At 68.3% G+C, this 14,640-nt stretch carries 18 protein-coding genes; 5 read left to right on the forward strand and 13 right to left on the reverse strand.

Features of this window, described 5'->3' with window-relative positions; genetic code table 11:
- Positions 1 to 15: 15 nt before the first annotated feature.
- The 5 genes from secF to ON20_RS16090 all read right to left on the reverse strand — a co-directional run bounded on the left by secF (position 16) and on the right by ON20_RS16090 (position 5,327).
- On the reverse strand, positions 16 to 1,230 hold the full coding sequence (secF, locus tag ON20_RS16075; RefSeq protein ID WP_040836476.1) for a protein translocase subunit SecF: 1,215 nt from the start codon (positions 1,228 to 1,230) through the stop codon (positions 16 to 18).
- Positions 1,231 to 1,235: 5 nt separating this feature from the next.
- Complete coding sequence (gene secD / locus ON20_RS16080; protein ID WP_040836477.1) at positions 1,236 to 3,077, reverse strand: protein translocase subunit SecD; 1,842 nt, start codon at positions 3,075 to 3,077, stop codon at positions 1,236 to 1,238.
- A gap of 13 nt (positions 3,078 to 3,090) precedes the next feature.
- A complete protein-coding gene (locus ON20_RS37960; RefSeq protein ID WP_218002535.1) occupies positions 3,091 to 3,246 on the reverse strand; it encodes a hypothetical protein in 156 nt (51 codons plus the stop codon).
- A 5-nt stretch (positions 3,247 to 3,251) separates the two neighbouring features.
- Positions 3,252 to 3,614: a preprotein translocase subunit YajC gene (gene yajC / locus ON20_RS16085; RefSeq protein WP_040836478.1), complete on the reverse strand. Its 363-nt coding sequence runs from the start codon at positions 3,612 to 3,614 to the stop codon at positions 3,252 to 3,254.
- A 222-nt stretch (positions 3,615 to 3,836) separates the two neighbouring features.
- Positions 3,837 to 5,327, reverse strand: a complete 1,491-nt coding sequence (locus ON20_RS16090; RefSeq protein ID WP_040836616.1) for a flavin-containing monooxygenase — start codon at positions 5,325 to 5,327, stop codon at positions 3,837 to 3,839.
- Between the two features lie 39 nt (positions 5,328 to 5,366).
- On the opposite strand from ON20_RS16090, the gene ON20_RS16095 reads away from it, so the two are divergent.
- Entirely contained in the window at positions 5,367 to 6,032 is a 666-nt protein-coding gene (locus ON20_RS16095) for a TetR/AcrR family transcriptional regulator (RefSeq protein ID WP_051162599.1), read from the forward strand.
- 12 nt (positions 6,033 to 6,044) lie between these two features.
- On the opposite strand, the gene ruvB is transcribed toward ON20_RS16095, so the two are convergent.
- The 4 genes from ruvB to ON20_RS16115 form a co-directional block, all read right to left on the reverse strand.
- Positions 6,045 to 7,151 carry a Holliday junction branch migration DNA helicase RuvB gene (ruvB, locus tag ON20_RS16100; protein WP_040836479.1) on the reverse strand — a complete coding sequence of 369 codons (1,107 nt, stop codon included), beginning with the start codon at positions 7,149 to 7,151 and terminating at the stop codon, positions 6,045 to 6,047.
- 6 nt (positions 7,152 to 7,157) lie between these two features.
- On the reverse strand, positions 7,158 to 7,763 hold the full coding sequence (gene ruvA, locus ON20_RS16105) for a Holliday junction branch migration protein RuvA (protein WP_040836480.1): 606 nt from the start codon (positions 7,761 to 7,763) through the stop codon (positions 7,158 to 7,160).
- A complete protein-coding gene (gene ruvC, locus ON20_RS16110) occupies positions 7,760 to 8,329 on the reverse strand; it encodes a crossover junction endodeoxyribonuclease RuvC (protein ID WP_040836620.1) in 570 nt (189 codons plus the stop codon). The genes ruvA and ruvC overlap by 4 nt, the downstream gene beginning before the upstream one ends.
- A 90-nt stretch (positions 8,330 to 8,419) precedes the next feature.
- Entirely contained in the window at positions 8,420 to 8,932 is a 513-nt protein-coding gene (locus tag ON20_RS16115; RefSeq protein WP_174361895.1) for an O-acetyl-ADP-ribose deacetylase, read from the reverse strand.
- A 48-nt stretch (positions 8,933 to 8,980) separates the two neighbouring features.
- Here ON20_RS16115 and ON20_RS16120 point away from each other — a divergent pair, with 48 nt between their 5' ends.
- The 3 genes from ON20_RS16120 to ON20_RS16130 all read left to right on the forward strand — a co-directional run bounded on the left by ON20_RS16120 (position 8,981) and on the right by ON20_RS16130 (position 10,268).
- Positions 8,981 to 9,187: a DUF5988 family protein gene (locus ON20_RS16120; RefSeq protein WP_040836623.1), complete on the forward strand. Its 207-nt coding sequence runs from the start codon at positions 8,981 to 8,983 to the stop codon at positions 9,185 to 9,187.
- A 140-nt stretch (positions 9,188 to 9,327) separates the two neighbouring features.
- The gene (locus ON20_RS16125) at positions 9,328 to 9,771 is read left to right on the forward strand and encodes a metalloregulator ArsR/SmtB family transcription factor (RefSeq protein ID WP_083864959.1); all 444 of its coding nucleotides are present in this window, start codon (positions 9,328 to 9,330) and stop codon (positions 9,769 to 9,771) included.
- Positions 9,768 to 10,268, forward strand: a complete 501-nt coding sequence (locus ON20_RS16130; RefSeq protein WP_040836481.1) for an SRPBCC family protein — start codon at positions 9,768 to 9,770, stop codon at positions 10,266 to 10,268. Before ON20_RS16125 ends, ON20_RS16130 begins: the two co-directional genes overlap by 4 nt.
- Positions 10,269 to 10,346: 78 nt before the next feature.
- Here the strand turns inward: ON20_RS16130 and ON20_RS16135 are convergent, their stop codons facing one another.
- The 3 genes from ON20_RS16135 to ON20_RS16145 form a co-directional block, all read right to left on the reverse strand.
- Positions 10,347 to 11,099 (reverse strand): YebC/PmpR family DNA-binding transcriptional regulator, encoded by a 753-nt coding sequence (locus ON20_RS16135; RefSeq protein WP_040836482.1) that lies wholly within the window; start codon positions 11,097 to 11,099, stop codon positions 10,347 to 10,349.
- 42 nt (positions 11,100 to 11,141) lie between these two features.
- Positions 11,142 to 11,744, reverse strand: coding sequence for a pyridoxal 5'-phosphate synthase glutaminase subunit PdxT (gene pdxT, locus ON20_RS16140; protein WP_040836625.1), 603 nt, complete (start codon positions 11,742 to 11,744; stop codon positions 11,142 to 11,144).
- A gap of 149 nt (positions 11,745 to 11,893) precedes the next feature.
- Positions 11,894 to 12,715, reverse strand: a complete 822-nt coding sequence (locus ON20_RS16145; RefSeq protein ID WP_040836483.1) for an acyl-CoA thioesterase — start codon at positions 12,713 to 12,715, stop codon at positions 11,894 to 11,896.
- A 94-nt stretch (positions 12,716 to 12,809) separates the two neighbouring features.
- Here ON20_RS16145 and ON20_RS16150 point away from each other — a divergent pair, with 94 nt between their 5' ends.
- Positions 12,810 to 13,424, forward strand: a complete 615-nt coding sequence (locus ON20_RS16150; RefSeq protein WP_040836485.1) for a nucleoside/nucleotide kinase family protein — start codon at positions 12,810 to 12,812, stop codon at positions 13,422 to 13,424.
- A 90-nt stretch (positions 13,425 to 13,514) separates the two neighbouring features.
- Here ON20_RS16150 and pdxS read toward each other — a convergent pair whose 3' ends face one another.
- Entirely contained in the window at positions 13,515 to 14,435 is a 921-nt protein-coding gene (pdxS, locus tag ON20_RS16155; protein ID WP_040836486.1) for a pyridoxal 5'-phosphate synthase lyase subunit PdxS, read from the reverse strand.
- Positions 14,436 to 14,640: the final 205 nt, after the last annotated feature.

Below are 14,640 nucleotides of genomic sequence, written 5' to 3' on the forward strand. Positions count from 1 at the left end.
GAACCCCCTCGCTGGTCAGTACGGCTTCTTCTGCCGTTTCCCACTCGGTCTGGCACCGGGATGGGGACCGGGTTGCGCGGCCCGCCGCGGCGCGTCAGGGTGCGGTCCACCGGCGACCGGCCGTCGTTCGCCGCGGGGGCCGGGTCGGCCGGCCGGCGTGCCGGCGCGGTCGGCGCCACCGGCTCGTTTCGCCATAACCTTCTTGGTGTGCGCGGCGGTCGGACCCCAGCGCTCCTTCAGCGACACCAGTACCGGCGTGGCGAAGAAGATCGACGAGTAGGCGCCGACCACCAGACCCACCAACTGGATCAGCGCCAGATCCTGCAGGGTGCCGACACCGAGCATCCACACCGCGATCACCATGAGCCCGATGATCGGCAGCGCACCGATGACCGCGGTGTTGATCGACCGCATCAGCGTCTGGTTGACCGCCAGATTGGCCTGTTCGGCATAGGTACGCCGGTTGAGATGCAGGATACCGCGGGTATTCTCCTCGATCTTGTCGAAGACGACCACCGAGTCGTACAGCGAGAAGCCCAGAATGGTCAGCATGCCGATCACGGTCGCCGGCGTGACCTCGAAGCCGACGAGCGCGTACACACCCGCCGTGACCAGCATGTCGAATCCGAGGGCGGCGAGGGCGGCGAGGGCCATATCGCGTTCGTAGCGAATGGTGATGTACACGGTGACCAGCGCCAGGAACACCACCAGCGCGATCAGCGCCTGCCGGGTGATCTGACCGCCCCAGGTCTCGCTGACATCGGAGACACTGATCGCGTTACGACTCGGATTGCCGGCGTCGTCGGTGGGGTGGAACCGGTCGAACAGCGCGGCCTGCAGGGCGCTGGCCTGGTCCGATTCCAGAGCGGCCGACCGGATGAGGACGGTCTTCGCGTCGCCGCTTCCCACGGTCTGCACCGACTCGGGCTCGCCGCCGACGACCTCGTGATACACCTGCTCGACCGCGGCGGTATCCGCCGAGCCGGCCGGGAACTGGATTCGCGTGCCGCCGACGAAATCGATCCCGAGGGTGAATCCGCGCAGCAGGATCCCGGCCAGGCAGACGAGCACGATCACCGCGGTGATCGCGTACCACATCCGGCGTTTGCCGACGACGTCGATGACACCGGTCCCGGTGTAGAGGCGGTTCATCCAACCGTGCCGCGGCAGGGTCGAACCGTCGTCCTGGGGAGCCTGGTGCTCCATCGCGTGCGTTACGGGGCTGTTCATCGTCCTCACGCCTTCCCGACCGCGGCCTCGGCCGCCTTGCGCTCACGAGCCAACTGCTGGATCGCGCCGAGCCCGTTCACCGACGGTTTCGCCCAGAAGGGGGAACGGGCGGCCAGTTGCACCAGCGGGGCCGTCACCAGGAACACCACCACCACGTCGAGGATGGTGGTGAGTCCGAGGGTGAAGGCGAAACCACGCACCTGCCCGACAGCCAGTACGTACAGTACGGCCGCGGCGATGAAACTCACCGCATTACCCGACAGGATGGTGCGGCGTGCCCGCGCCCAACCGCGGGGTACCGCCGAGCGGAAGCTGCGTCCTTCGCGCATTTCGTCCTTGATACGTTCGAAGAACACCACGAACGAGTCGGCGGTCATACCGATACCGATGATGAGACCGGCGATACCGGCCAGATCCAGGGTGAACCCGATCCAGCGGCCGAGCAGCACCATGATCCCGTAGACCGCGAGCCCGGAGCCGACCAGCGACAGCGCGGTGAGGAAGCCGAGCATCCGGTAGTAGACCAGGCAGTACAACAGCACCACGGCCAGGCCGACGGCGCCGGCGATCAGACCGGCCTTCAGCGACGACAGGCCGAGCGTCGCCGAGACGGTTTCGGCCTCGGAGGTCTGGAACGACAGCGGCAGCGAACCGTATTTGAGGGTATTGGCCAGTTCCTTGGCACTGGTGGCGGTGAAGTTGCCGGAGATCTGGGTGCGGCCGCCCTGCTGCGGGCCCTGCTGCACGACCGGCGCGCTCACCACTTCCGAGTCGAGCACGAAGGCGACCCGCTTGTAGAGGTATTCGCCGGTGAGTGTGGCCCAGGCGTCACTGCCGCTGCCCTTGAACTCCAGGTTGACCTCGTGTCGTGCCTGCTGGGTGTTCAGCCCCGAGGTGGCGTCGGCGATCTCCTGGCCGTCGATACGGCTCTTGTCGAGCAGGAACACCTCGGTGCCGTCGGTGGAGCAGGTGACCAACGGCAGGTTCGGATCGTCGTTGCCCGCCAGCGGGTCGGGGGCGGTGCAGTCCATGGCGGCCATCGCGGCCTGCTGGATGGTCGGATCGGCGCTCTGCCGGACGGCCTTGGCCTCCGCGATATCGCGTTGTACCCGCTGCTGCGGACTCAGCGACGTGTCGTCGGGTTGCTCGGCCGGAGCGGGAGTCGGCGGCGCCGACGGCTCGGGCGACGGGGTGGTGGGAGCCTGCGCCGGGAACACCCGCTGCTGCGGGGCGGAACCCTGCGTCTCCGGCTCGGCCGCCGGGGCATCGGCCGCGGATCCGCTGGTGCCCTCGGTGCCGGTGCCTTCGGTGGATCCGGCGCCGTTCTCCGCGGAGCCGCTGTCGCCGACCGTTCCGGGCATCCCCTCGCCCGCAGCGGAATCACCCTCGGCGGGGGCGGGAGCCTGCGGGGCCTCCGGCGCGGATGGAGCCGTCGGAGTCCCACCGGGGGCCGGCACTGCCTGGCCGGGGGCCCTGGCGTCCAGGACCGGGCGGATGTACAGCTTGGCGGTGGTGGCCAGGGTGCGCGCCTGCTGGCTGTCGTCACCGGGCACGGTGATCACCAGGTTGTCTCCGTCGATGATGACCTCGGAGCCGCCCACACCGAGCCCGTTCACCCGGTTCTCGATGATCTCCTGCGCCTTCCGCAGGCTGTCCTGGCTCGGCCGATTCCCGTCCGGGGTGCGGGCGGTCAGGGTGACGCGGGTGCCGCCCTGCAGGTCGATACCGAGTTTGGGCGTCGGGGATTTGTCACCGGTGAAGAACACCAGTGCATAGATCGCGGCCACCAGCACGCCGAACAGAGCGAGCCAGCGGAGGTGGTGCGCCGATCCCTGGGACGGTGGCACGGGTCGTCATCTCCTAGGCGGAAGTCGGGTGGAACAGTCGGGGTACGCGCCGACCCTCACCGGACACCGACGGTATCCGGAAGGTGAACTGCGCGCGTGGGCGGTCGGCGCCCGGAGGCGGCAGCGCGGGGTAACCGCGCAGGGCGCCCGCCCATGCGCCGAACAACACCGGACTCAGTCCTTGGACAGCCGGGTTTCGGTCTGCTCGGCGGTTTCCTCGACGGCGTCGCTGTCGGTCGCCGCGGTGTCCTCGCCGGTACTCGCCTCATCGGTCGACGGCTCGTCGTCGGTGCGCACCTCGCGGATCGCTTGGCGCAGCCAGGTGGTGACCACGTCCTCGGCGATCTCCAGATCGACGGTGGTGTCATCGACCTCGACCACGGTGCCGTACAGGCCCGAGGTGGTGGTGACCCGGTCGCCGACCTTCAGGGTGTCCTGCATATCGGAGATCTTCTCGGCCTCCCGCTTCTGACGGCGGATACCGAGGAACATCGGCACGAGCAGGGCTACCAACAGCAGCGGGAACAACAGGTCCATGGTCGAAGTCAGTTCCTGATCCGGGTGTTGTGGGCACGGGTACCCACACAGTCTGCCGGCTTCCACGACGGGCGCCACATCCGCACACCCACAACCCCCTGTTCGACGCCCTCCGGCTCGGGCCCGTCGGAGAGCACGCCGGCCGTCGGAGGCGCGATGAATCGCCCCGGTCCCGGTGCCCTGCCGCGGCGACGTCTCGAACCGTTCCCGAGGGCCGGGCGATCAGGCGGTACGGCCGTAGACGTAGTCGTCGAGCGGGAAGTTCACCGCCTCCCGGTGCGCGTCGACCGTGCTGGTGGGGCGCAGCAGGGCGGCCTCGCCGTGCTGGTTGAAGTAGTAGCTGCGGGCGGTCGAGCAGTCGCCGCCGTAGAACACCGAGGAGCCGAGCCGGGCGGTGACACGGTCCAGGAACTCGGTATTGGCACGCTCGGTGACCTCGAATGTCGTCTCCCCGCGACGGGACAGCTCGCCGAAGAGGCGGCCCATGTGCTTCATCTGCGCCTCGATGGTGGTGAAGTAGGACAGGCCGCTGTAGGAATAGGGGCTGTTGAGGCTGAGGAAGTTCGGGAACTTGGGCACGGTGATGCCCTCGTAGGCCTGGAAACGGTTCTCGCGCCAGAACTTCCCGAGATTCACCCCGTCGCGGCCGATGATCTCGAAGGCGGGGAAGTTCACGTCCCAGAGGTTGAAGCCGGTGGCCAGCAGCAGGGTGTCGACCTCGGTCTTGTGGCCGTCGGCGGTGACGATGCCGTCCGGTTCGACGCGCTCGATCGGGTTGGTCTCGAGGCGGACGTGTGGCTCGTTGAACGTTTTGAAGTACTGGTTGGAGAATGTGGGGCGTTTGCAGCCGAAATCGTAGTGCGGGGTGAGCTGCGCGCGGGTCCGCCCATCGCGGACCTGGGCGCGCAGGTGCGCCCTCGCCAGTAGCCCGGCGCCCTTGTTCAGCAGTTTCGCCTGCCGGAAGTGCAGCACACCGATCACCATCAAGGCCTCCAGCATGGCGGTGTTCACCAGCCGGGCGGCCTGCTGGGTCACGGGAACACGCGCGAACAGCTGCTGTACGGGCGCCGGGATGGGGGCGTCGATCTTGGGCACCACCCAGATGGGGGTGCGTTGGAAGACGGTGAGCTCGCGCACCTCGGCTGCGACTTCGGGAACCAGTTGCACCGAGGTGGCGCCGGTGCCGATGATCGCCGCCCGGCGGTCGGTGAGGTCGTAACCGTCGTCCCACGCGGTGGTGTGGATGATTTTGCCCGCGAAGGATTCGATACCGGGAAACGGTGGCGTATAGGGCTGGGACAGGAAGCCGGTGGCGGTCACCAGGTACCGGGCGGTGAGCGTTTCGCCACCGGCGAGCGAGACCACCCACTGCTGGTCCTCGGCGTCCCAGCGCGCCCCGTCGACCGTCGCGCCGAAGCGCATCCGGCGGCGCAGATCGTATTTGTCGGCGATGTGCTCGGCGTATTCCTTGAGCTCGGCTCCCGGCGCGAACAGCCGGGTCCAGTACGGGTTGGGTTCGAACGAATACGAGTAGGTGACCGAGGCGATGTCCACGGCCAGCCCCGGATACCGGTTGACATGCCAGGTCCCGCCGAGATCGTCCTCGCGCTCGAGGATGACGAAATCGCCCAGTCCCAGCCGGTCGAGCTGGATTCCCGCGCCCATTCCACCGAATCCCGCCCCCACCACGACGGTGTCGTATCGAGGTGCCACGTCGAAACCTCCCACATCCACAGAACGACTTATCACGGAATGACACATCATTCCGTTTGTGACGACCGTATCATCGGGGACGTGACGAAGCCATACTCTCGGGCCGAACGACGCAGGGCCGAACTGCGTCGGGAGATCATCGATACCGCCTTCGCCTGCTTCGCCGAGAAGGGCTACCACGCGACCGGCATCGCCGATATCGCTCGCGAGCTGGGCATCGGGCATGGGACGTTCTACCGGTACTTCAGCAACAAACGCGACATCATCGACCACGTCATCGACGACCTGGCCGCCCGGATCACCGACGCCCTCGGCACCGAGAACGCCCCGGAGGCCGCCGCCACCCTCGACGAGTACCGGGCACAGCTCGACCGCATCGGCGCCGCGCTGACCCGGATCCTGCTGGCGGACCGCGGGGTGGCGCAGCTGCTGCTGTTCCATGCCACGGGTATCGATGACGAGCTCACCCACCGGCTCTACGGCCTGCTCGACACCGCCGACGCACTGACCGCCGGATACCTGGAACACGGGGTCGAGCTCGGCTACCTGCGTGCGGACCTGGACACGATGAACACCGCCCGCGCCGTCACCGGCATGTTGCTGGCCGGGCTCCTGCACGGGTTACGCGACCCGGACGCGACCGCCATCGCGGAATCGAACCAGGCGATCCGGCGACTGCTGATCGACGGCGTGCGCAAGGACTGAACCGCCGCCCGTTCAGTCGAACAGGTCCAGTGTCGGGTGCGGTTCGCGACCGCGCACCTCGATCGACCCGAAGACCAGATCCGGGGGCGGGACCATACCGAGATGTTCCCAGGCGGCGGCGGTGGCGACACGACCGCGCGGCGTACGGGCCACCATCCCGGCCCGCACCAGGAACGGTTCGCAGACCTCCTCGACGGTCGCCGCCTCCTCCCCCACCGCCACCGCGAGGGTGGACACCCCCACCGGACCGCCGCCGAAACCGCGCACCAGCGCGCCGAGCACGGCCCGGTCGAGACGGTCCAGTCCGAGCGGGTCGACGTCGTAGACCTCCAGGGCGGCGCGGACGACCGGAACGGTGATCCGGCCGTCGGCGCGGACCTCGGCATAGTCGCGGACCCGGCGCAGCAGCCGGTTGGCGATCCGGGGGGTGCCGCGGGAGCGGCCGGCGATCTCGGCGGCGGCATCATCGTCGATGGCGACACCGAGAATCCGCGCCGAACGCTGCAGGATGCGCAGCAGCTCCTCGGGTTCGTAGAAGTCCATATGCCCGGTGAAGCCGAATCGGTCGCGCAGCGGACCGGTGAGCGCCCCGGAACGGGTGGTGGCGCCGACGAGAGTGAACGGGGCGATATCCAGCGGGATGGAGGTCGCGCCCGGTCCCTTGCCGACCACCACATCCACCCGGAAGTCCTCCATCGCCAGATACAGCATTTCCTCGGCGGGTCGGGCCATGCGGTGGATCTCGTCGATGAACAGCACATCGCCTTCGACCAGATTGCTGAGCATGGCCGCCAGATCACCGGCACGTTCCAGGGCAGGGCCGGAGGTGATGCGCAGGGCGGTGCCGAGTTCGCCGGCGATGATCATGGCCAGGCTGGTCTTGCCGAGACCGGGTGGGCCGGACAACAGGATGTGGTCGGGAGTGCCGCCGCGCCCGCGAGCGCCGCGCAGCACCAGCGTGAGCTGTTCCCGGACCCGGGGCTGTCCGATGAAATCGTCCAGTGAGCTGGGGCGCAGGCCGGTTTCGATATCGCCGTCGGAGTGCAGGTAGTCGGGATGGACCGGGGAATCCGCGGGGTCGGCGGCGGTATCGGGGGCGTAGGGCTCGTCGTAGTTCATGGCGTGCTACCGGTTCTTCCCCAGCAGGCCGAGCGCAGCGCGCAGCACAGTGGAGTTGTCCGCGTCCGGCCGGTCGGCGAGGACCATGTCGACGGCCTTCTCGGCCTGTTGGAGTGGGAAACCGAGCCCGGTGAGCGCCTCGGTGACCTGATCGCGGACCGGCGCGAGCACCGGCGCCGGGACGGCACCGGCCGGGTTCGCGGGCACCGGAACCCGGCTCACCTTGTCGCGCAACTCCACCACCATTCGCTCGGCACCGCGTTTGCCGATTCCCGGAACACGGGTGAGGGCGGCGATATCCCCCGCCGCCAGAGCCTTGCGCAGCGCTTCCGGTTCCAGCACCGCCAGTACCGCCATGGCCAGCCGCGGACCCACACCGGACACCGTCTGCAGCAGCCCGAACAGATCCCGGGCCTCGGTATCGGCGAACCCGTACAGGGTCATCGAGTCCTCCCGCACGACCAGCGCGGTGTACAGGCGGGCCTGCTCGCCCCGGCCGAGCCCGGCCAGGGTCGCGGGAGTGGCGTTGAGCCGGTAACCGACTCCCGCCGCCTCGAGTACTACATGGTCGAGCGCGAGCTCGAGTACCTCTCCGTGGACCGACGCGATCACCCGCGCACCGCCTTTCGTTGTCGGTCGAGCCGTTCGACGTACTGTTTGCGTGCCTGCTCGGCCCGCGCCTCGGCCTCGGCCATCCGGGCCATGAGCGGCGCCCGCCAGCAATGGCAGATGGCGAGCGCGAGCGCGTCGGCGGCATCGGCCGGCTTCGGCGCCTCCGCGAGCCCGAGGATACGGGTCACCATGGCGGTCACCTGGGCCTTGTCCGCCGAACCCGATCCGGTGACGGCGGCTTTCACCTCGCTCGGGGTGTGGAACGCCACCGGAATACCACGTCGCGCGGCCGCCAGCGCGATAATCCCCCCGGCCTGCGCGGTTCCCATGGCGGTGCGCACATTGTGCTGGGCGAATACCCGCTCGATCGCCACCACGTCGGGCCGGTGGGTGTCCATCCACTGTTCGGCGGCATCGGCGATGCGCAGCAGTCGCTGCGCGAGATCCAGTTCCGCGGGGGTCCGCACCACGGCCACGTCGCGAGCCCGAACCGTACGGCCCGCTCCGCCCTCGACCATGCTCAGACCGCACCGGGTGAGCCCGGGATCGACGCCCATCACCCGCACGGACACCCCTTCCGAAACACGAACAGTTGTTCGAAGTCTAGTGCAGCCCTCGGCTCGTCGCCGCCGGCGACACCCGCTCGGTCGGCGGATTCAACCCGCCAGGATCGCGGTGAACGCGGCATAGGCGGTCTCGTGGAAGACCACGAACCGCGCTTCGGCCACCGCGGTCGGGGTCGCGCGCACGGTATCCACGGCGATACGCGCCCCGTCGTCCATGGGCCAGCCGTAGATACCGGTCGAGACGGCGGGGAACGCCACCGTCCGCGCGCCCAGTTCGTCGGCCACCCGCAGGGATTCGCGATAGCAGGATGCCAGCAGTGCCGAACGGTCCTCGCCGGCGGACCAGACCGGACCGACGGTGTGGACGACCCAGCGGGCGGGCAGCCTGCCGGCCGTCGTGGCCACGGCCCGGCCGGTGGGCAGCCCGTCGGGGTATCGCGTTTCGCGCAGCCGCCGGCATTCGGCGAGGATCTCGGGACCGCCACGGCGGTGGATGGCTCCGTCGACTCCCCCGCCGCCGAGTAGTGAGGAGTTGGCGGCGTTGACCACCGCGTCCACGTTCTGCTCGGTGATATCACCGCGAACCAGCATCAGCGAGACCATGCCCGGGATTCTTCCACCGACCCGGGACTCGCTCTTACCATCTGAGGTATGAGTACCGCAGGTATGGCTGTCCTCGAGGGCGGGCCCAAGGACCTGCCCGACCGCATCGTCCCCGTCGAGTCGCCGGATTCGAACGTCAGGATTCCGTTCCGGGGCGGCTACGAGCATTTCACTCCCACCCCTCGGCACAAGGACACCCCGAATGGGGATCTGCCCATCTACGAATGGAGCTATCACACCAGCATCGCGGAATGACCCGGCTGTTCACTCGAACGCGACCCCGTCTGCCACCACGGCCGGCGGGGTCGCGGCCTTTCGCGCACCATCCGATGGATTCCGATCGGACTTCGGACGAACCCTGGACAAAAGCGTAACTAAGTGGTTACTCTTTTTCCGTGGACGAGGTGGCCGGGGCGATCGCCGATCCGATACGACGCGAAATCCTGGAGATGCTGCGCCGGACGCGGCTCACCGCGGGCGCCATCGCCGAACGCTTCTCGATAAGCCGGCCCGCTATCAGCCGCCACCTGCGGGTTCTGCGGGCCGCCGGACTGGTCCACGACGAACTGATCGGCAGGCAGCGGTACTACACGCTCGACAGCGAACCGCTGCGTGCCCTGTCCGACTGGATCGCCCGCCTCGACCGTCCCACGGAATGGGAGCACCGTCTCGACGCCCTGGAAACCGAGGTCTACCGCACCCGACGCGAACGGCGTACCGAGGCGACACACCACCCCGAAACGGCCACACCCCACCGAGACGAACGGACGGCGCCCGAAGGAGCCCGCGTATCCGACCACGCGGACCATCCCGATCGAACACGAAAGGACACGGCATGACCACAACCCCCGACCCGAACGGACGGCTGCGACACACCGCCACCGGCCGCGATCTGGTGCTCACCCGCACCTACCGGGCCCCGATCGACGACATCTGGGCCAGTATCACCGAGCCCGAGCGCACCGCTCGTTGGATAGGGCCGTGGGAAGGCGAGGCGGGTCCCGGGAAGACCGTCCGCCTGCAGATGGTGTTCGAAGAAGAACAGCTTTGGTTCGACGCCACCATCGATATCTGCGAACCACCGCGGCGCCTCGTCATCCGAACCATCGACGACCATGGCAGCTGGCATCTGGAGGCGGTACTGTCCGAACGCGACGGAACCACCGAACTGGTATTCACCCACCACCTGGATTCGGAGGCGAATATCGCCGAGGTCGGCCCGGGATGGGAGTACTACCTGGACGCGCTGGGCGCCTCCCGGACGGGCGCGCCCCGCCCGGATTTCGACGACTATTTCCCCGCCATGAAGTCCTACTACGAGGGACTCGAATCCTGACCCGGATACGGTCGCCCTACAACAGGGCGCGGCGGTCCGCACACCGGCGAACCGCCCCGTGACGACCCTGGGCCCCGCTCAGTCCTCGAGCTCGGCGAGAACCTCGTCGGAAACATCGACATTGGTGTAGACGTTCTGCACGTCGTCGCTGTCCTCGAGCGCGTCGACCAGTTTGAACACCTTACGGGCGCCCTCCACGTCGACCGCCACGTTCACCGACGACTGGAAACCGGATTCGGCGGAGTCGTAGTCGATACCCGCGGCCTGCAGTGCCGACCGCACCGCGACCAGGTCACCCGGCTCACTGATGACCTCGAATGACTCCCCGAGGTCATTGACCTCCTCGGCGCCGGCGTCGAGGACTGCGGCGAGCACGTCGTCTTCGGCCAGGCCGTTCTTCTCCAGGGTGACAATGCCCTTGCGGTGGAACAGGTAGGACACCGAGCCCGGGTCGGCCATATTGCCGCCGTTCCGGGTCATGGCGACCCGCACCTCGCTCGCGGCGCGGTTGCGGTTGTCGGTCAGACATTCGATGAGGACGGCGACACCGTTGGGCCCGTAGCCCTCGTACATGATGGTCTGCCAGTCGGCGCCCCCGGCTTCCTCACCGCCACCGCGTTTGCGGGCACGCTCGATATTGTCGTTGGGGACCGACGATTTCTTCGCCTTCTGGATGGCGTCGTAGAGCGTCGGGTTGCCCTCCGGATCGCCGCCACCGGTCCGGGCCGCCACCTCGATGTTCTTGATCAGCTTGGCGAACAGTTTGCCGCGCTTCGCATCGATCACAGCCTTCTTGTGTTTGGTGGTGGCCCATTTGGAGTGGCCGCTCATTCACTACTTCCTTCAGGTCGATGGCATGTGTGGTATTCCAAATTACCGGCAGGCGTCGGAACCCTCACGCACCAGGTCGACGAACATCCGGTGTACCCGGTGGTCGCCGGTGACCTCGGGGTGAAAGGAAGTGGCCAGCACCCGCCCCTGCCGCACGGCCACGATACGACCCGCGGCCGGACCGCTCGGCACCCGCGCCAGTACCTGAACTCCGTCCCCGACCCGCTCGACCCACGGCGCCCGAATGAACACCGCCCGGACCGGACCGCCCTCGAGTCCGGCGAAATCCAGATCGGTTTCGAAGGAGTCCACCTGACGGCCGAAGGCGTTGCGCCGCACCGTCATATCGATTCCGGACAGATGCCGCGCGTCGGGACGGGTATCGAGCACCTCGTCGGCCAGCAGGATCATCCCGGCGCAGGAGCCGTAGGCGGGCATCCCGTCGCGCAAGCGGGCCCGCAGCGGCTCCAACAGATCGAACACCTGCAGCAGTTTGCTGATGGTGGTGGACTCGCCACCCGGCAGTACCAGCGCGTCCACGGCGGCCAGTTCGTCCGGACGACGCACCAGCACCGGATCGGCCCCGCACTCCCGCAGTACCGCGACGTGTTCGCGGGCGTCACCCTGCAAGGCCAGCACACCGATGGTGGGGCGGTCATCGGCGACCTGCGCCGGGACGGGGACGACCGCTGCGCTCCCGGCACCGGCGGTGAGGGGGGATACCGCTGCTTCGTTCACGACAGTGAGCTTACGAGCGGACCGCGTGTGGGCGGGCTCACAGGCGATATGGTACGTCAACTCGTCCGCGGGGTCCGGATCAGCCCTTCCTGCACCACCGCGGCGACCAGTCTGCCCTCGCCGTCGAAGATCTTGCCGCTGGTGAGCGCTCGGCCGAAACCGGCCGACGGCGAGGACTGGTCGTAGAGCAGCCATTCGTCGGTGCGGAAGGGGCGCAGGAACCACATGGCGTGATCGAGCGAGGCATTCTGGGTGGGCTCGTCGGGATGGGTCACCTTGGACGAGCCGAGCAGCGTCATATCACTCATATAGGCCAGCGTGCACACGTGGAACAGCGGATCGTCGGGCAGTGGGTGCCGGTAGCGGAACCACACCTGCTGCGGTGACACCACGCCGGGCCGCTGCGTCACCGCGTCCTGGGGCACCGGACGGATATCCCAGTGCTCCCATTCCCGCATGGCCCACAACCGCTCCGGGTCCATGCTGGTCTTGGCGTCGGACAGCCCCTTGGGCGGCAGCACCGCCGGCATCTCGTCCTGATGCGTCGGACCCTCGTCACCCACGTGGAAGGAGGCAGACATGGTGAATATCGCGGCGCCGTCCTGCACCCCGGTGACCCGTCGGGTGCAGAACGACCGTCCGTCGCGGATCCGGTCGACCAGATAGACCGTCGGCTCCGAGGGGTTGCCGGGCCGCAGGAAGTAACCGTGCAGCGAATGCACCTGGAACCGCGGCTCCACGGTCCGCACCGCCGAAACCAGGGCCTGGCCCGCAACCTGCCCGCCGAACGTACGAGGCAGCTGGGTCTTGGTGGACGCGCCGCGGAAGATATCGCGCTCGAGGCGTTCGATCTCCAGTGCCTCTTCGATAGTCGCCATGCGCTGAGGTTATCCCGACCAGCCGGTGTCCCCATGATCCGCGGCAGGTAATCCCCGCCACTGACCGGTATGCCGAGCCTGCTGTGATGATGCGATGCCGCGTTTCACCCCGATCACCCCGGACGCTCTCACCGAACTGCCGGCCCGGCGGCTGCGCGCACTGGACGGCCACCGGGTGGTCGCCGTGGACGGCGCCGACGCGGCACGCCCGGTCGACTTCGCCCTGCGTGCCGCCGACCGGGTCCGCGCCGACGGCCGTCCGGCCGAGTTGGTTCGCCTGCACGACTTCGTGCGCCCCGCATCCGTGCGATTGGAGTTCGGGCGTGACGAAACCTCCTATCGCACCGGCTGGTTCGACTATGCGGCACTGCGCCGCGAAGTGCTCGACCCCCTCAGATCGACCGGAACCTGGCTGCCCGCACTCTGGGACGAGACCACCGACAGGTCGCCACGCGCCCGCCGCCGCGAGGCGCTTCCCGGGACAGTGTTGTTCGTGGCGGGCCCGATGCTGCTGGGCCGCGCCCTGCCCTTCGATCTCAGCGTTCGGCTCGACCTGAGCCCGGCCGCGCTGACCCGCGGCACCCCGGACGAGGAGGCCTGGACCGTACCCGCGCTGCAGGCGCACGCACGCGACAGCAGCGAAACACCCACGTACTTCGTGCGCTGGGACCATCCCGACCGCCCCGCCCTGCGGGTCGACGCTCCCTGACGTCCGATCGGTCCGGCTCGGACCGGGCGTTGCCCGCCGGGCCGGATCGCTCCGGCGCCCCCGGCGCAGCGACGGAACCCGCCGCGAGTATCACCAGCCGCGCTCGGCCAGCCGATGCGGCTGCGGGATCTCGTCGACACTGATTCCCACCATCGCCTCACCCAGCCCGCGCGACACCTTCGCCAGCACATCGGGGTCGTCGTAGAAGGTGGTCGCCTTGACGATGGCGCTCGCGCGCTGCGCGGGATTGCCGGACTTGAAGATGCCGGACCCGACGAACACACCCTCCGCGCCGAGCTGCATCATCATGGCCGCGTCGGCCGGGGTGGCGATACCGCCCGCGGTGAACAGCACCACCGGGAGCTTCCCGGTTTCGGCGACCTCACGCACCAGCTCGTACGGCGCCTGCAGTTCCTTGGCGGCGACATACAGCTCATCGGCAGGCAGCGCGGACAGCCGGGTGATCTCCTGCCGAATCTTGCGCATATGGGTGGTGGCATTGGAGACGTCGCCGGTGCCTGCCTCCCCCTTGGAGCGGATCATGGCCGCGCCCTCCGTGATCCGGCGCAGCGCCTCGCCGAGGTTGGTGGCGCCGCAAACGAACGGCACGGTGAAGTTCCACTTGTCGATGTGGTTGGCGTAGTCGGCGGGGGTGAGCACCTCGGATTCGTCGATGTAGTCGACGCCGAGGCTCTGCAGGATCTGGGCCTCCACGAAATGCCCGATCCGGGCCTTGGCCATCACCGGGATCGATACCGCGGAGATGATGCCGTCGATCATGTCCGGGTCGCTCATCCGGGAGACCCCGCCCTGGGCGCGGATATCGGCGGGCACCCGTTCCAGGGCCATCACGGCGACGGCACCCGCGTCCTCGGCGATCTTGGCCTGCTCCGGGGTGACGACGTCCATGATCACGCCGCCCTTGAGCATCTCGGCCATACCGCGCTTCACCCGGGCCGTACCGGCCTCGCGGATCGCTTCGGTGGTCTGGGTGGTCTCGGGCGTTGTCACGGCATACTCCTGTGGTCTGCACCAGTGGGATCGTCGGTAGGACACCACGATTCTAGGTGCGGTCCCAGACCGGCTTCATAGCCAGTCGGAGGCCACTGGCCTTGCCGCGACCAGGGAATACGTCGAACTACCCGAGACCGGACCGGTTTTCGGGCACTGAAACGACTATCGCCGGACCGGTGCGAGGCAACCTGGTCCGGCGATA

Source organism: Nocardia brevicatena NBRC 12119 (assembly GCF_000308495.1).
GTDB lineage: Bacteria > Actinomycetota > Actinomycetes > Mycobacteriales > Mycobacteriaceae > Nocardia > Nocardia brevicatena.